The sequence below is a fragment of the Flavobacterium sp. NKUCC04_CG genome, from assembly GCF_019345525.1.
Taxonomy (GTDB): domain Bacteria; phylum Bacteroidota; class Bacteroidia; order Flavobacteriales; family Flavobacteriaceae; genus Flavobacterium.
On record NZ_JAHKRA010000015.1, the window covers coordinates 35,856 to 53,014 of the forward strand.

The 17,159-nt window shown below is 35.7% G+C and carries 14 protein-coding genes; 6 read left to right on the forward strand and 8 right to left on the reverse strand.

Going from position 1 to position 17,159, the window contains the following annotated elements; genetic code table 11:
* Positions 1-28: 28 nt before the first annotated feature.
* The 4 genes from KO524_RS11785 to KO524_RS11800 form a co-directional block, all read right to left on the reverse strand.
* On the reverse strand, positions 29-307 hold the full coding sequence (locus tag KO524_RS11785) for a GNAT family N-acetyltransferase (protein WP_219294330.1): 279 nt from the start codon (positions 305-307) through the stop codon (positions 29-31).
* A 401-nt stretch (positions 308-708) separates the two neighbouring features.
* Positions 709-906, reverse strand: coding sequence for a DsrE family protein (locus tag KO524_RS11790; RefSeq protein ID WP_255555248.1), 198 nt, complete (start codon positions 904-906; stop codon positions 709-711).
* Positions 907-982: 76 nt separating this feature from the next.
* Positions 983-3,493 (reverse strand): WG repeat-containing protein, encoded by a 2,511-nt coding sequence (locus KO524_RS11795; protein ID WP_219294332.1) that lies wholly within the window; start codon positions 3,491-3,493, stop codon positions 983-985.
* Between the two features lie 4 nt (positions 3,494-3,497).
* Positions 3,498-5,750, reverse strand: a complete 2,253-nt coding sequence (locus tag KO524_RS11800; protein ID WP_219294334.1) for a WG repeat-containing protein — start codon at positions 5,748-5,750, stop codon at positions 3,498-3,500.
* A 406-nt stretch (positions 5,751-6,156) separates the two neighbouring features.
* Here KO524_RS11800 and KO524_RS11805 point away from each other — a divergent pair, with 406 nt between their 5' ends.
* Entirely contained in the window at positions 6,157-6,318 is a 162-nt protein-coding gene (locus KO524_RS11805) for a hypothetical protein (RefSeq protein ID WP_219294336.1), read from the forward strand.
* A 159-nt stretch (positions 6,319-6,477) separates the two neighbouring features.
* On the opposite strand, the gene KO524_RS11810 is transcribed toward KO524_RS11805, so the two are convergent.
* The 4 genes from KO524_RS11810 to KO524_RS11825 all read right to left on the reverse strand — a co-directional run bounded on the left by KO524_RS11810 (position 6,478) and on the right by KO524_RS11825 (position 12,271).
* Positions 6,478-7,281 carry a carbon-nitrogen hydrolase family protein gene (locus KO524_RS11810; protein WP_219294338.1) on the reverse strand — a complete coding sequence of 268 codons (804 nt, stop codon included), beginning with the start codon at positions 7,279-7,281 and terminating at the stop codon, positions 6,478-6,480.
* Positions 7,282-7,931: 650 nt separating this feature from the next.
* Positions 7,932-10,151 carry a S41 family peptidase gene (locus tag KO524_RS11815; RefSeq protein ID WP_219294340.1) on the reverse strand — a complete coding sequence of 740 codons (2,220 nt, stop codon included), beginning with the start codon at positions 10,149-10,151 and terminating at the stop codon, positions 7,932-7,934.
* Positions 10,152-10,527: 376 nt separating this feature from the next.
* Entirely contained in the window at positions 10,528-11,169 is a 642-nt protein-coding gene (locus KO524_RS11820; RefSeq protein WP_219294342.1) for a peptidylprolyl isomerase, read from the reverse strand.
* A 256-nt stretch (positions 11,170-11,425) separates the two neighbouring features.
* On the reverse strand, positions 11,426-12,271 hold the full coding sequence (locus KO524_RS11825; protein ID WP_219294344.1) for a hypothetical protein: 846 nt from the start codon (positions 12,269-12,271) through the stop codon (positions 11,426-11,428).
* A gap of 420 nt (positions 12,272-12,691) precedes the next feature.
* On the opposite strand from KO524_RS11825, the gene KO524_RS11830 reads away from it, so the two are divergent.
* The 5 genes from KO524_RS11830 to KO524_RS11850 all read left to right on the forward strand — a co-directional run bounded on the left by KO524_RS11830 (position 12,692) and on the right by KO524_RS11850 (position 17,107).
* A complete protein-coding gene (locus tag KO524_RS11830) occupies positions 12,692-13,204 on the forward strand; it encodes a hypothetical protein (RefSeq protein ID WP_219294346.1) in 513 nt (170 codons plus the stop codon).
* 222 nt (positions 13,205-13,426) lie between these two features.
* Positions 13,427-14,071 carry a hypothetical protein gene (locus tag KO524_RS11835; RefSeq protein WP_219294348.1) on the forward strand — a complete coding sequence of 215 codons (645 nt, stop codon included), beginning with the start codon at positions 13,427-13,429 and terminating at the stop codon, positions 14,069-14,071.
* A 362-nt stretch (positions 14,072-14,433) separates the two neighbouring features.
* A complete protein-coding gene (locus KO524_RS11840) occupies positions 14,434-15,057 on the forward strand; it encodes a hypothetical protein (RefSeq protein WP_219294350.1) in 624 nt (207 codons plus the stop codon).
* A 620-nt stretch (positions 15,058-15,677) separates the two neighbouring features.
* Positions 15,678-16,439, forward strand: coding sequence for a sensor histidine kinase (locus tag KO524_RS11845; protein ID WP_255555249.1), 762 nt, complete (start codon positions 15,678-15,680; stop codon positions 16,437-16,439).
* Positions 16,436-17,107 (forward strand): response regulator transcription factor, encoded by a 672-nt coding sequence (locus tag KO524_RS11850; protein WP_219294352.1) that lies wholly within the window; start codon positions 16,436-16,438, stop codon positions 17,105-17,107. Before KO524_RS11845 ends, KO524_RS11850 begins: the two co-directional genes overlap by 4 nt.
* Positions 17,108-17,159: the final 52 nt, after the last annotated feature.

Consider the following 17,159-nt stretch of genomic DNA (forward strand, 5'->3'; position numbering starts at 1 on the left):
CCTGCCTATCTCACTAAATTCAGTTATTTTAAAGAACATCCGATAAGTCCGGATCCTTATCAAACACCGATTTTGCAAAGGGACATAGTGGCAAAATTTTTATGTTATGGGCTCTACTGTATTCCACCGCTTTGAGCACTAATTTCTTTCCTGCACCTGTTCCTCTCAATTTGTCAGAAACCTGCGTATGATCAATAATAATCATGGCGTCACCCGCTTTGGAATAGGTCATTTCGGCTAATTTCTCACCGTTTTCTTCGATATAAAATTCACCTTTATTCGTTGTTTCACTGTGTTTGATTTCCATATAATTGTTTTTTAGTTGCTTAACTGTCGATATAGTCCAATATGTACAAGTCGTTTTGATAACTAATTATTTGATTAGCCATTTTTCCATTCGTTTGTTGATCGCGACTAGCTTATTTAGCACATTTCGTACTATTACCCTATAACGCGATTGATTCCTCAACCGCATTTAGGTAGGAATAAATTGTTAAATCAAATATATTATTTTTTTTGATATGGACTGTATAGACTAACATCACTTATAAAAGTTATAAATATTGCTCGCTATCAACTCCATAAAGCCGACTATGCCATTACCGTTTGCAAATTGCCTTATACTCGTAAATTGTATTTTAACAAGCCTTCTAATCAAAAAAGCCCTTTGAAAAACTCAAAAGGCCTTTTTTAATCTTTTAATTCCCGTTAGATCGATAAGGTATTGTAGCCACGTTCTTGCAACTGAAACAGATATTTATGTGCATTGGGCGTTCCTTTGATATACGGATTGATCGAATCCATACTGACCCCGTAGACTTTCATAGCAAATTCGCAAACGATTAATTTGACGCCATATTTTTCGGCAGCAACAAACGCCTCTTGCAATGTGGTATCGGTAGCCAACTCTTAAACCATTTGTCCAAGACCCGTTACTATTAAAAAACTATGATTGGTGACCGTGCTAGCTGTAAATCTACTTTTAGTAAATCAGGTTTTCGGCATTAATCTTTAAAAAATCACCGTTAGCCGTTAAGTAAAACCATTTACCGTCTTTTTTTACCGGCATGGGAAACAATTGATTTGGAAAATAATAAGTATCAAAATGATAGGACATAACCCCTAAATCGTCGTATTCCGGTTTGATCAACCAATTCCCTTGATCATCTAAAAGACCGTATTTTTTACCCGAAAGCACCACTATATATTTGTTGTCTTTGATTGCAAAGATATCATCGTATAGCGCATCAATTAATACTTTTCCCTTGCTGTTGATAAGGCCTTTTTTCGTTGACAGCTTCTTTGGATCCTCCTTAGAAACGATCATCATCGATGCCAGCATATTGTTGTGGTCGATTTCATCGTAGTTGAAATCTCGTAACGGTAGTAAGAATTTTCCTTTTTTATCTATATAGCCCCCTTTAATAGTTCGCTCGTTTTCTTTATAATTCCCCACAAAAGCGATTCCAGCACTGTTATACTCCTTTATAAAATCGTACATCGGCTTGAAAGCTTGTTTTCCATCTTCATCGATAAAACCATTTTTATTGTGCAGACTGATTAGCCCCATACCATTTCTAAAGTAATGCAGCAGCGGTAGGTCTTCTGTACTGGCGGGTAAATCTTCTGTTGTGGATTGCAGCAAATAGGAACCCGGCAGTTCTTTTAAACGGCTTGTATGATACAAGGACCAAACGGCTTTGTCTTTACGCACAGCGACTACTTTATTCGATCCAATCAACTCAATCTGCTTATAAGGCAAATGGGTTAAAGAACCCGAATCTGTTTTATATAGGGCATAACGCGATTGCTCTACATCAGTCAGTAAATAGGAAATACTGTCTAAAGATATGATGTCGGTAAAAAGGTGGTTGGTAATCCGTTGACCGTTCCAATCTCTCAATTCTATTTTTGTGGAAGTATAATCGCCAGATCTGCATATAATTGCCTTTTTACGCGTTCCAATCACATCAAAGTAATCCGCATATTTGGTCGGAATAAATTCGCGTTTTAACTTGGTATCATAGATACCAATCGCTTGCTGTTGCTTGACCTGAATCAAATGTTCTGGAAATTCCTTTTTAACGGTATAGCCGTTGTAGAGCGCTGGTAAGACGAGCGTTCCAGCTGCATCAAAAACCGTTTTTACACCCTGACTATCTGCTACTATCCAATAAGGCGAGTCACCGCTGGGCTGATAATCCATCGTCACATCGTAAAACTGAGGCTCATAGTACTGATGGGTCGTTGCAAAATAAATACCCCAATAGGCCCGTTGTTTGACCTTAAAAATCGGTAAGGCGTCTGTATTGCTGCATTCCCCCTCATGAACGGCCGTGATTGTTGCATTGGGGACTGTCAACAACATATTGTTATTCTTGTCCAACAAATAGCTGATGTTGGCTTTGGTCGCTATAAAGTGATTGAGACAAATCCTTACCGCATCATAGCTCAGTGGGATAATTACTTGACCACCTGCATCAATCACTCCGCTCAAGTTTCCTTGTTTCACCACAAAATAATCAGCGTTGCCAGTAGCATAGGGTTCGTCGTTCGGATTTTCTATTTTGTCGTAAATAAACGGCAGTTGCAGTTCTCCTTCTTTATTGTATATCCCATATTTACCGTCTTTTTTATACACCAATAGGTTATTGATGATAAAACCTGAGGCATCATTCCACTCCAATTCCTTATTTGCAACAATATTGATAACGACCGCTTGCCCGTTTTTAGCAAACGACTGCACCCAATTATCACTGCGCATATTGCGATGCTGATGATCGTATTGAAAAGGGACTAAAACTTTTTCCTGCCAATCGATGATTCCCCATTTGGCATTTTTAGAAGCATAAACATAGTTGGCTGTCTTAGAACAACCGCCGCAATAATCGAAAGCATCATAATGGGCTTGTATCACCATTTTTCCTTCTTTAGCATCGTATATCCCCCATTTCCCCTGTTGCTGTACATCAAAATATCGTCCGTCCAAATAGCCGATATCATCAAAGAAAGGCAATAACTTTTTATGAGGTAAATAATAAGTCTTTTTACCGTCTAATGACAGCATCCAATACGCTGTTCCAACCCGGTCAATTTCATCGTATATCGGTGGCAAGATCAGGTCGCCTGCCGGAGACAGCACACCGTATTTTCCCTGTTTCACAATATCCAAAACCGCCCAAGGCAATCGATCGCTTTGCAACAACTGCTTCTGATATTCTTCAATACTGTATTTATTACCCAAGCTAGCCCGACCATTATCTTTGATATAATCAAAAACTGCCGTACCGTTTGCATCGATATAATAAGTATTACGATTTTGAATCACCTTAGCAAAACCACTAATAAAAGCAGCAATACCATTATCTACACCATAATAGTCAGCCTGCGGAGGAGCAAGGGAGATTGGAGTCGCCGGTGGAGGTAAAACATCGACTTGTGCATGAGTTGTACTGTAAAGAATAAAACCGAGCAATAAATATATTCTAATCATTTGCTTAATTGATTTTTGATTGGGCCCTTGGCAAAGCTTGTTGACCATTTTCATTTAAAAAATAATACCAACCATCCTTTTTGACCAGCAGTGGCCAAGTACGATCTGTTCCATTATAATTTCTCCTCAATTCATCATAAATAGGCGCTACCACTATGTTTGCCTTTCGATCTACCAATCCGTACTTGCCATTTAGCGATATTTCACCCAGTGAATAAGACGAATTTATATCTATATAATCATATATCGCATCGAGTATCAATTTACCACCGCGCTCTATAATTCCATATTTCTGATCCTTACGAACCAGAATCAAGTCGGGTGAGTCACTAATTTCATCGAGTTGTTCGTATTGTGGCGCTACAACAAGTTCCCCTTTAGAATTGATAATTCCATACTTAGGCACAGCTGCTTTTTCTTGTACAACCCAGGCATAACCCCGATAAAATGGGCTGACAAACACAAAATCGGTGAATTGTCTTTGATCGCCATTTTGATAGATAAACAGGTTATCCGCTACCCCATATATTTTTAATAAATCGCTTTGAAAAACCCCGATTTCGGTTTGATCATTTGTTGGAGTACTGTACCGATTGTAAAAGTTACCTCGGTCCCACAACGGATTTTCATATACTGTATTACCCTTTAAATCGAGTAATTTGTATTGATTGTTTTGTAGAACCATGACAAATTTGTCGTTGAATATTTTCTCTATCACAACTTCTTCGTCAAAGGGCAGTAGCTGTTGCCCCGAACGATTATACAGTGCCGACTTCTTGGTGTAACTGTCCGCAATTGGTTTTCGTACTATAAAGTACTGAGAATTCAACCAGGTAATATCGAGTTCACCCAATGGGATTATAAAACGTTTTTGTGACATATTATACAAACCCAGTTGGTTTTCATCAAATATTGGAATAAGGTTGGGATCGCTATTGCGCTCACTATAACTGTATTTTAAACTGCTGTAATACCTATCGGAATTATAACGATACTTTGGTGGTAGCAGTTCTGTACCACTCTTATCAAAAATGCCATAAGTATCCTTGATAAATGTTCTAAAATACAACAGCTGCTTCTGGTATTTAAATTCAATAGTCGTAAAGCGATCAGCAGCTATCAAAGGAGTTCCATTCCAATGGAACAGTCCAACTTTTTCGTTTTGTTTGACCCACAAATAATAGGGTAATTTCGTTAACTCCAGTTCTTCTTGGCGTCTTTTCCGACTGGCTTCGGTCGGTTCTCCATAAAAGTCGTCAGCGACCACGACATCCTGATACCAGTTTTCCCCTTTGGAGTTTCTAAATTCAATATCCTGATACCTCAGCTCCAACACAAATTTACCTGCTGTATTTATCACTCCTTTTTTATGATCCTTTTCCACTATACTCAAGCCTTTGGTAAAGTCCGAAATATTCGTGTATACAGCTGGCACGACCTCTTTTCCCTGCAAATCAATCAATCCCCATAGATTACCTTTCTTAAAACTGACCAAAGCGGCATCACCAACTGCATTTAAGGCTTCATATTCCACGGCTAAAACCGGACGCCCACTAGTATCGCTCAAGCCAAATTTTTGATCTTGTTGTATTTTATGGTAGTTCGTTGACTGTATGCTGATATAACCTATAAAACGGTATTGAGGTTCTATCAATACTGTACCGTTCATCAAGGCCAAACCCGCTTTACCCTGACGATAAATCGAAACGGCATTTTCATCGCCGTAATTTTTTCCAACCTCATCATAGACCGGCTTTTGCAATACCGCTCCATCTGCAGCCGATATCCAACCCCATTTTCCATTTTCTTCTATTGCAATTAATTTACTACTGATTATTTTTACTGCATCATACTGGGGTTCACTGATAACTTTTCCATCACCATTTACAATCCCATATTTTCCAGCGCGTTTGGTTATTGCAAATTTGTAATTGTATGGGATAGCGGGATACCACTGTCCTCGATAATCCGTTTGCAGTTCAACATCATCATAATCAATAGCTCCGAATAAACGGCCTTGCGTAGTGATAATACCGAAATAGCCGTCTTTTATCACGACAATCATATCGGCATTGTAATCTTCAATAGCATCGACCATGACACCGCTTGTCGTATGATATAAATAGGTTTTATGATCTTTTGTAAGCTTGGCGAAACAGTAAGCTTGCTCTGAGATTCCGATAGCCTCGAAAACCGAATTCTCCTGTGCAAATACAGCCGTTGAAAACAGCAACCAAAGGCAAATAATTCTATACATTTAATCTGAATTTTTTTTAAACCGTATGACAGACAGTATCGTTTCGGGATTTATCAAACCCAGTGGATTCGTTAACTAAAAAAACCCTCTAACTCACGGTTTTACGATGAAACTAAAATAGCAGTAAAAGAAGGGAAGTCTTTTTGCTATACTCCTTAGAATTTCTTTTTAAGCAAATGCTTCTTAAACTGCGTAACAAAAACAGCAACAGTTCACCAGATCGATCCTTTCGAAGGCTTACCACTCCTTAAAATAAATAAGCGCCTAAATTTAAAACATTTTTTGAAGACCTACTAATCTTTTTAATTTATAAGTCAGTCATTTACCGAGTAAATTATCCTACAGGGGCTTCTGTTTTTTTCTATTTTTACCACTTTATAAATTTAAAAAAAAAGCAAAGAAGGTAATGAACCGCGCTTCAAAATACGGTAGTAGTCATAGCCCGATGTTGTTTAAAGGTTTGGGATCGGTGACTTTCATCGTTCAAACGCAGTTCGCGCTCGATTTCCAATTGCTCACCGACGGCTTATGTCCGACTTACCAACAAAGAGTTTCTCGTAAACAATAGCAGTCTATCACAGCGATTGTCATGCCTTAGAATCCCGGTCAACAAAAGCTCAGACTATCAATTGTATTATTGTTGGATGCAAACTGCCGGTTCAGCGGATAACTGCTATTATAAACACTAGTATAATTAATTGTATACTAAGGTCTCGTTGTCAAATAATTATAGAGGCTTTGGTGTAAGCTCTATAGTGTATTTTTGATGCTCGGTCAAAAAATCAGCTGTAATTAGACTACCGAACTTCGGTTTATTGACCGTAGCCAAATCAATGTCTACAAAAAACAATTCTTCTTGATTTCCCGCCTTATACAGCGTATTGCCATCCGTATCTACGATTTGACTTTCTCCGCGGTAAGATTCGAGTACACCCTCGAACAATTCGGCCCCCACTCTATTACAACTGATGATAAAGTATTGATTTTCCAAAGCTCGGATCGGTAAAATACGAGGCGTCACCTCTCCGCCAAAACAAGCGGAATGACAGACAATTTGAGCACCTTGTAGTTTTAATTTGGTGCTTATCGGTGGAAACCAACAATCAAAACACACCATCATACCAATAGTAGTTTCCCGATATTGAAACACTTCAATAGCATCCCCAGATGCATACAGGCGCTTTTCGTAATCCGGTAAGTGAATTTTCCGTTGATACCCAATTAATCCCGTAGAATCTACGAGTATGGCTGTATTATAAATTCGTCCGTTGAACCCCTCGGGTATGGTTCCCGTTATACAACCGCCACAATTCTTAGCTAGTTCGGTTAGTACTGCTACGGTTTCGCTATCGGTTAAATTTTCAACCAATGGCAACAACTCCTCTTTGTCATCAAAGGCATACCCACTGGTAAATAATTCCGGTAAAACTACTAAATCGAATTTCTGATCTTTTAACTTGGAAGTTATATACGCTAGATTAGCCTTTCTATCTCTTGAAATTACGTTGTACTGAAAAAAACCTACTTTCATAAATTCTCATATTTAAAAACCGTTTATGGTTAATTATACTGCATCCATCCCGGTCACTGTTCAAGAAACCCTTGCCCTGTCAAACAAAACTACTTCAAAAAAACTACTAATAAAAACTGATGTCCCCTTCTGTATTGCGATTTATTTGGACATCGACTACAGTATAATGTTTGTAACTAACCTCATTGCTACGCATTTTATACATGTCCCATCGTCATAAATTTTAACCCACCCAATGCCAACTTGGTATCTCAGACATTGACAGGAATAGGCCAACAGTCTTGGGGTACAGCAAAATTTCTACCTCCCAAAAAAACAGCATTCTAGCGATATTTAACTCGTTTATCAACTTATGATGGTTCTATTAAGTGAAAGAGCTGTGACGGTAATTTTCCAAACTTTCAATTTCCAAGCTGTATTTTAAAAAACGCTAGCAACTGAACTTATTTTTCTTAAAGCAAAAAAAGATGACAAATAAGGTCAAACCGGTAATCACACAAAAACAGTAACACTAGCTTTTTTTAATCAAGTTAAATCCCTATTAAAAGGGACTAGGCATTTTAATAATTGTCTAGTCTCTTTTAAAAAATTTAAGTAAAAACACATTCCTAAATTCGGATATTACTTACATAAGTTTGTTTTTTACCAACTTAATTTTCATTTATAAATTGGATTGCCCGTTCCAAAACTTCGTCTTTTTGTTTGCGAATCCCTTTGATCGTCGGCTTCACTTCGATATCGGGAACAATACCGATTCGTTGCGTTTCTCTACCGTCTGGATAATAAACTCCTATACCCGAAATCAATGTGCGCAAATTTCCAGGTAATGTGATCCTGCTTACATTCCCATCTGCTCCTGCGGTTTGACTACCGATAATGGTTGTGCGATTACCCGCTCTAAATGCCATAGCGGTATATTCGGCAGAACTTTGCGTATTTGCATCAACTAAAACCACCACCTTGCCGGAATAGGTTTGCTCTTCGGGCTCTAGAATCGCAGGCTCCCCAAACAAAAATTCGCCCGGATTGTTGTGGTTAAAGGCAATAAAGGTGGCAAAAGGAGTGGGTTTTGATACAAAATACTGCCCTAATGCGTAAATCATAAAGGCCGACGGGTAATTCCGAATATCTATAATCATCCCTTTGGTATGCTTAAAAAGCGTTTTGATTTGTACTACATCCTCATCTTTAATAGTACTGAGGGTAACATATCCTATATCCTCATTGATCTTGTGATAACTCGGTTTACTTTCGTCCGTTTTATACCAATGATACATTTTTAAGTTAGCCTCGTCATATAAATGGAGTAATACTGTTTGAGTTTTATTCTCTGAATCCCTGTATTGAATGGTCATACGTTCTTTAGTAGATCGAAGCAAATCTTTATTCTCGATATCTCTTAATTGTGCTGCTGTATTTGAAGCGGGGAAATAAGGTTTCAGACTATCGACTATAACGTCAACAGGCCTCCCCTCTATATGGGTGATTACATCACCTACCTTTATCGTTAAATCAGCCAACAATTCCGGGTTATAAATATCGGTTACAACCAATTCGTTTTCGATAAATCCAACGCGAATTGGCGCAAATTTTTTACCTCGGTAATTGTCAATTTCCTCTGCGCCACCCCATAAATTGGCATGAGTGTCATTGACTTCTGCAATCAATTGTAAAGCCGCGGTTTCATAAGCCAGTCGATTGTTTGCTTCAATAAATTTGACAAGGTGCTTCGACAACACCTCTGTCCAACTCGTATCGGTCAAATGTTTATAAGGAAAGTAATATTCAATCATATTCCAATAGCGAAAAAGACTTAACAGGCGATAACCCGCATCGGGTAAAGTCATGTTTTCATAAGAACTTTCATTGGTAAACTCTGGGTTGCCCACATGCAATACGCTTTTTACGTAATAATGTGGTCCTTGAGAACGATTGGCATATATAAAATCTAGTTTTTGCTTTAAATCAACAGAACCAATCAATTCTTTTACAGCTGACAAATTCGGTTTTAAAACAGCTTCATCCCTAGTGGTTTCACAAGATTCGCACAAAGAAATTTCACCGTACTTATCGATCCATTGCAACAATAAGGCATCTCGTTCCACAATCGAACGACTTTTTAAATAGGCAGGTAAAAAACGGAATAGTTCGTAATCCCAATTGTAGTTTCCCTGAGCTATTTCGGGATGGTGGTACTTTAAAAAACCCCATATTTTGCCCAATAAAGTTAAATCTAGTTGTTTTTGTTTACTGAGTTCGGGAAAAACTATAGCTGATTCTTGGTCGTATGCAGTATCCAATTGTGCCTTATAGCTTTTTTTATAAACCTTGGCTTCACTGATATCTTTACCGTCTATAGTCACTTTAAAATCGTCAAACCACAGCTTTCCCCCTCCTGAAAATAAACCACCTAAGACGATACTCTCTGTATTTTCGGGATCTAAAGGCAACGTAATCGCATAGTATTTCCAGTCTGTATCTCCGGTAACCTCTGTTCCTTTCATCCCTATATAGTTGATGTTCGGATCTATTCGAATAAACAACTCCCCACCATCAGCTGCCGCTCCTTGGGTTTTAATATATCCCGATAAGGTGATGGATTTTCCATCGTAATTAGGCAGCGATTGAACCACAGCTTTAAAAGAGGTCGAATCTAAATCTGTTTTAGATTCAATTAGTATTGACGACTTACCTTCTTTAAAGACCTTGCTATCTTTACTCACTGTATAATCATCAGTTCCCATCATGCTCCAGGTGGTAGGGTTACCTTCTTCAAACGTTTCAAAGTTAAAATTACCTGGATTTTCCTGAGCTTTAGCAAATGCTAAAAACATAAAAAACAATAAAATTATGATTTTAATTTCCCTCATTACTTCATTTATATTTGTTAAATTTTATGCTTTTAACAGTAAAGCATACGGTACAATTATAAACATAATCCTTCTTAAATAAATGTTAGCAAATAAATATACTATCAGTTTTTAGCAAAACAAGTAAATTTATCAATTCACCCTAGTCTAATTAACGAGATGATATTTTAAGTTAAAAGCTCTATTAAGATTGTACTTGCCTGACTTCTGTGGCAATTCAGATCGGATAAAAGTATGTATAGACCAAAAGATTTTGGGTATTGGTACAACCATTATCCACCAGGATTGCACAGCTTGGTTGGCACATATCCTGGCTGACCAAAAATATCAGAAAAAACCGTATATGGGAAAATCTAGGGTGATTTTCACCCAGCACTTAATCTGTAATTTCGGTAATTTGAAAAGGTATTTTATCGATTGGAGCGTCTTTTGCATTGGTTTGCAATTGGCTAATTTCCATTAAAACCTCGAATCCCTCATAGACTTCACCGAAAATGGTATAATCGCCATCCAAACGCGGCAAACCTCCCTGTTCCCTATAATGTTTCCGTTGTTCTGCAGTGAATTTCACGCTCTTTTTAATTTCCAGTTGCGCTAATTCCGCTTCAGAAACCGGTTTTCCCACTACGAAGTAAATCTGATTTAGAAAAGATGCTTTTTGTGGATTATCATCTCTTCCAGCACCTAAAGCGCCTATTTTATGAAAAGCCCGTTTATCTATTTCCGGAGCTAATCTAACACGTTGCTCTACGGGAAGATCACTTTCACGAAGGGCAATATCGTCGTCATGCTCACCGCCTTGAACTACAAAATTTTTTATAATTCTATTAAACAAAGCGTCGTGATATACCGAGTTTTTAACCGATTCCAATATCAATTGTTGGTGGCGTGGTGTAAAATCATATAACACCACTTTAAAAACACCTTGGGGAGTTTTAAATGCTAACTTGTGGGATTGTGCCACTAAGGGCAAGGTCAAAAAAAACAGCTTAAAAAGGATTGCATATCGTTTCATCATTTAAAGATATACTTTTTTAAATTTCCTTACAATACTACTTTAAAAAATGGCTATATCGACTGAATTGTAGTTTGCAAATACAAACCAAAAAACTTACTGCTCTTGCACGATGATTTTTTTTATGATTAAAAACGGATGTCTTGCTTGATTTCAATTGGTTATTAACGGTTTAATCTTAAATCAAACCGTTTTTAATTCCTTATGTTATACAACTATTTACACTAAACCCTTAATTCAATAAACATGAAAGCCATGCTTACTTTATTACCTCTTTGTATTTAATTTTAAAGACCATAGGAGTACTGAACTCCACATCTTTCCATTTTACGTCAATGGTTTCAGGTAAATTCTGTTCATTATAAGTGTGCTTCCATTGGGTACCGTTAACAAATTCTATCAGGTTGTTTTTTGAGATGTTTTTCTCTAGCTGTGCTTCCTCTCCATATAGCGGCATGGGTTCGAACTGAAATATATTTCCAATGCCAAAATCGGGTTTGGACTTGTCGTCGTACACAAAATTCCTAAAATTCTCAATATATTTGTCCATCGCATTAATTACTACAGAGTCGTCGTCTAAGTGCAGTACTCTAACCTCTAAAGCATTCTGTGTATTTTTATAATTAAAAAAGAAGTTTTCCATCTGACCTTCTGAAACAAAACTTCTAAGCTGTCCATTCGGAAAATACAAATAGTCTCTACGACTTATTTTTCTTCCAAATTGTATGGTTTCGTCTGCACTGATTTTCCCTTCGCTGTCATAAAATACTTTGATATCGTGATTGAATTCTGGATGGGTATAATCCACAAAACTAATATTAGTAATTTTTCCGTCCGTATAAGTCAGCTCGTTATCGGCCACTTTAATACCCGGATAAGCTACAGGGCTATAAACCGTCCTCTTAATCAATTGGTTATTGCTGTTGTAGAAATATTCTGCCAACAATTCGTCGTTATAATCGTATATTTTGTCCACGATAAATTGCTTTTTTTGCAGTACCGGTATCGGTTCTGTTCCAATTTCTCCTGTGTCGTCTTGACTGCACCCCATACCAAATATTAGGAGTAATACCAAAAAAACTGAGTTTTGTATTTTTCGAATCATGATTCTAGTATTTTTAAGATTTAAACTGAATGCTAATTTAATTATAAAACAAACACAAACATAAATTTTTGTTAACAAATACCAATTAAAAAACAAATAACATCAGCACACAACATCATTACTTAAATATAATACATTTTCACAACAAAACAAAATCGTACAATTATCGGCAATTTTTTATTTATTCTCAGGATAGTCTTATGTTTTAAAAGCGATAAAAACAGTACCACTGTTAGAAATTTACCAAATTGAATTCGTCAGACGATTCTTTATTTTTATTACTTTCGCTATTTAACACTAAACCCTGCTTTAAAAAAGAGATACCATAAGCCGATCATTAATCTCGAAGCTTCAGCTATTTAGTGTGGTGTTCAAAAACCGGATTTACCGTTTTTAATTTAAAAAGAATTACTCGATAGTATGTTGGAAAAATACAGAAAACCCACCCTCTATATTTTAATTGCTATTGTCGCTGTAGCCAGTTTGTTTTTAATTGATCGTTGGGTGCTACCGCAAAAAGAAATTGCCGATCAATTAATAGGTTACAGAAAACTTACCCTCAAGCGCCACACAAAGTTTGGCTCGAGCGAAATGTCGATTGGTTACCATTATTACACGGAAAAAGGTCATGAATTTACGATAGAAGCAGATAAAAAGTGGATCAGCACTACCAACATTCGATTAAAGCAAACGCTTTTGTTTAAAAACATTAGCTCAGCTGAAACCGACAAACACGATTATAGTAGCAAGTTAATTTCGGGTATAAATGGCGTCTGTTTACTGTTTATCCAAATTATAGTTATTTCCAGTATTATCAGTATAGTAGTTCTGATTAGAAAGAAAAATATTTCCAAAAATCAATTTCAAAACATACTGTTGTTCAATGGATTTATGCTTTTTATTACTTTGTATTTAGTCTCTTTATACAATTAACCACTTAAAGCAGTTTCCCTCTAATTACGAAATCTCCATTTCCTGTGCACAACGGACTGATCACAATTTATAAAATGGGTTACAACACAAAACACTATATCTATGAGAGATTGACTGTACTGTGCATTGGAAAACAAGGTTTATATAACAATTTCCCTTGTGGATAAGTTGTGTAAAACCCAAGGTAACTGTTATATTTGTGCGATTTATAATCGTTGACCCATGAAATACTTCTACTTTTTTATTTTTTGTTGTACAACATCTTTGGTTGCCCAAACCTATCATCCCGACAAAATACGTATTGACGGTATGATATCGGATTATAGATACCATCATATGGAGACCTATTTTAACTACTATCCTCAGAAAAGACCCGTGGTTAATAAGGATTCGACCATTATTTCTCGTGGGTATATAGCAGAATATGAAATTGTTAATAATCAAATGTATTTACGCGATTTAAAAACTCCCCTAGAAGGCAATTACCAACATCTGATAAGCAATACTAAGAACATTATTACAGAAAATGCTGCGCCTTTAAAATTACATTGGATAGACGGTTTGTTTGATGTTGGAATAGGAAACCCCAATTATCCTGATACCAAAGACACTTTAAACCCTGTTTATAATACTTATTTTGTATTTGAAACCAAGCGCGGTGTTGTTATCAATACCAACCTCTTTAATTACAAACAATACAAAGCATTTAAGGATTACCAATGGGAACGCTTTAGACCAACAGCAGCCTATAAAAAGCTTTATGACAAACTACTTCTAACCACCCTTGACCCCAGCGCGATTCAAGCACATATTTACCACAATATCTTGTTTTATAGCAAACAAAATTTTCTAAGAAAATCCAGTTAAAAACAGTTTTTTTTCTCTTTATAATTCATAAGTATACGCTATGCATTGACCGCAATACTTATGCCCTCTTTTGTTTAGTTAATCTTTAAGTTATTTTGATGTATGCTTTTCTATAGCTTCACAGCAATATAAAAAACATCCCTTTTTTAGCTCAAAATGACTTTTTTAATATCCAATTCCAATTAAACTAAAAATACTTTATCATTTAACGGTTTTCTATAATAATAAAATACATAATAAACCTTAATTCACTAGATTTTATTATAATTTTTTCCTTAATTTGTGTTCGAACAAAAACCGATTATTCACTATTTTTTGATTCTTTTCTTGACGAATCAATTCTTTAAAAAATTAGATGTTTTATGCAAATTAAAAATACACATTGGGTCTATCAAAGTATTATGGATTGGTCTAAATTTTCTGAAAACAGATCTAGTTTAATAAAAATATTAAATCAAGATTTAGATACTTTCTATTTTTTACGAGGACAAATTAGCAAAGACGATGTACATGCTTATTTAGGGTTTTATAAAAACCAGCTTTTTATTCACTTTATTCCGAGTTCCGTCGATTGTTTAGAATCCTTTTTTGACGAGCAACAGATACCAAAAGAAATCTATAGTTGTTTGGCATGTAAAGAAATACCCCAACTTGACGATCCTATAGAAACGGAAGATGGACTAAAACGGATTGCGAACTGGAGAAACCCAGAAATCAGAAATAAAGTTATCGAAAGCAGCATTTTCTATAATGCCTTTTTTATACCAAATAACAACTTTCAATCCAATATGCCATTAAAAGTGAATTTTGCTCTAAAAGAAAACGTAAATTCCAATGAATTACAAGTCGATTTGGTGTTAAGTAATTTGGATGGTAGACAAGATTTTTTAGATACTTGCAGACCGGTACCGCCGTTTAAATATGATCAGGAAAGTTCTTTTGCCTTATTGTTATATGTCAAAAAATTAGGAAAGCCACAAGAATAGTCGTTTATGGAGATTTATGAATTTGTCAATTATTTGTCTTTTTTAATCCCCATTTCTTTATTTGCTTTACTTTTTTATTCCTTTTATTTTGCACCATATAGCATCTATAAATATACGATCTTAGGCTACCTAAGCACTTGTTTAGTCTTTGCTATTTTAGGTTGGTTTATGGGAGAATTTTACGGAAATAATTTAATACTTATACCGGTATTTGGCGTTTTAGAATTGGGGTGGTTTTCCTGGATATATTTTTCCTTAACTGGACGAAAGATTTGCTTTTTAATTCCCATACCTACGCTTATTTGTTTGATTTACGAGCTGATGACTGTTGACTTTAATAATGTTGAAAATTTACAATCCTATACTCGGTTTCTTTCGACCTTGTCGTTAAATATATTAGCCCTATTTTATTGTTATTTACTTCTAAAAAATAATTGGAAGCGATTTAGTTCTCCTTTCTTTTTATTAAATGCAAGTGTACTGGTATATGCCTCTTTCAATTGTTTTTATTACCTACCGATTAACTTATTAATCAATTGGGGTTCTCAAATGAAATTTTGGTTTTGGCTTATAAATATAATTGTTACTTTAATTTTTTATTTTGTAAATACTAGAATATTATGCACCCTTGGCAAGATGAAGACACCGTAGTAATATGGTTTATAATTGGTTTAATATTAGTTCTACTATTGAGTATTGCCTTTGTTTTTTTACTAAAGGCAAACTATAAAAAACATCTGAAAAACAAAATTATAATAAAAGACTTAAGGTTAAAACACATCAAAAAGCTTGAATTAACTTCTGTAGAAACACAAGAAAAAGAGCGAAAAAGAATAGGTAGTGATTTACATGATTCGGTGATAAACTCTCTAAATATATTATATCTAAAATCTCAATCGGGTTTAAGCGAAGAGGTTATGGTAGATAATATTCAAGAAACCATACTATTAACCCGACGTATTTCTCATGATTTAAATCCTCCCTTATTGGAATATGAAAACATAGAGCATCTCCTTAAAGACTTACTAAACCAATGGAATGCTTTCTATAACATTCATTTTTACATTTCTAAACAGGAAGATTTTAGCTTAAATACCGATCAAAAAATGCATCTGATGCGCATAGTTCAAGAACTTATGAGCAATATCTATAAACATGCTCAAGCCAGTATGATCCATTTTAATTTACGATTATCCAATAAGTTTTTTATCTTTTCTATGATAGACAATGGAAAGGGATTTGATTATGATAAACGGTCACCAGGCTTAGGACTTAAAAACATCCAAGTGCGATCCGATATATTAAATGCCAATTTCAAATACAAACAAGAGAAATCCAGCGGCACTGTTTTCTTGTTTTTACTAAAAAGAGACCCCGTATGAAAACAAAAGTAATCTTGGTTGACGATGAAGTATTAATTACCGATTTATTATCCGGTTTTTTGGAGCGCAATGAAAACATGGAGGTTTTAAACACCTATAATTCCGGTCTTGACTTTTTAGAAAACCTTGAGCATCTTACGGTTTTACCCGATGTGCTCCTTATAGATTTTCGTATTGGGGACATTGATGGTGTGGAACTATTAAGAAGAATACGTTTATTGGGTATTCCAACACCCATAATTTTGATGTCTTCGCATTATAACGACGGATTAATCGGTTTTATGGTTAAATCCGGTTTTGCCGCCTTTATTCCCAAAAACACCAAACCCACTGACTTAATAGAAATTATCAGCGAAGTCAATAGTAAAGGTTTTTATATGAAACCCGAGCAATTTGCGCTATTAAGGGAACAAATGACTTCCAAAAACCACCTTTTTACCCCCGATTTAAAATTGGCTTTAAGCGATCGAGAAATCGAAGTAATGCGATTGATCGCACAACAAAAAACAGCTAAAGAAATTGCAGATATTTTATTTATTTCGCCCAAAACAGTCGAAGGCCATAAAAACAGTTTGTTTTTAAAAACAGGTGTCAAAAATGTGGTCGGACTAATTGTCTATGGCGTCCAACAAAAAATTTTAAATATCGATGAAATTATCGTCGATTAAAAAAACACCTATACTGCAATAGCAATACCCGGGCTATTTCAAAAATAATATT

Excerpts from the sequence above, each read along its gene's own strand:
- KO524_RS11785 (WP_219294330.1), bottom strand. The coding sequence starts at position 307 with ATGGAAATCAAACACAGTGAAACAACGAATAAAGGTGAATTTTATATC.
- KO524_RS11795 (WP_219294332.1), bottom strand. The coding sequence starts at position 3,493 with ATGATTAGAATATATTTATTGCTCGGTTTTATTCTTTACAGTACAACT.
- KO524_RS11800 (WP_219294334.1), bottom strand. The coding sequence starts at position 5,750 with ATGTATAGAATTATTTGCCTTTGGTTGCTGTTTTCAACGGCTGTATTT.
- KO524_RS11805 (WP_219294336.1), top strand. The coding sequence starts at position 6,157 with ATGAACCGCGCTTCAAAATACGGTAGTAGTCATAGCCCGATGTTGTTT.
- KO524_RS11810 (WP_219294338.1), bottom strand. The coding sequence starts at position 7,281 with ATGAAAGTAGGTTTTTTTCAGTACAACGTAATTTCAAGAGATAGAAAG.
- KO524_RS11815 (WP_219294340.1), bottom strand. The coding sequence starts at position 10,151 with ATGAGGGAAATTAAAATCATAATTTTATTGTTTTTTATGTTTTTAGCA.
- KO524_RS11820 (WP_219294342.1), bottom strand. The coding sequence starts at position 11,169 with ATGATGAAACGATATGCAATCCTTTTTAAGCTGTTTTTTTTGACCTTG.
- KO524_RS11825 (WP_219294344.1), bottom strand. The coding sequence starts at position 12,271 with ATGATTCGAAAAATACAAAACTCAGTTTTTTTGGTATTACTCCTAATA.
- KO524_RS11830 (WP_219294346.1), top strand. The coding sequence starts at position 12,692 with ATGTTGGAAAAATACAGAAAACCCACCCTCTATATTTTAATTGCTATT.
- KO524_RS11835 (WP_219294348.1), top strand. The coding sequence starts at position 13,427 with ATGAAATACTTCTACTTTTTTATTTTTTGTTGTACAACATCTTTGGTT.
- KO524_RS11840 (WP_219294350.1), top strand. The coding sequence starts at position 14,434 with ATGCAAATTAAAAATACACATTGGGTCTATCAAAGTATTATGGATTGG.
- KO524_RS11845 (WP_255555249.1), top strand. The coding sequence starts at position 15,678 with ATGCACCCTTGGCAAGATGAAGACACCGTAGTAATATGGTTTATAATT.
- KO524_RS11850 (WP_219294352.1), top strand. The coding sequence starts at position 16,436 with ATGAAAACAAAAGTAATCTTGGTTGACGATGAAGTATTAATTACCGAT.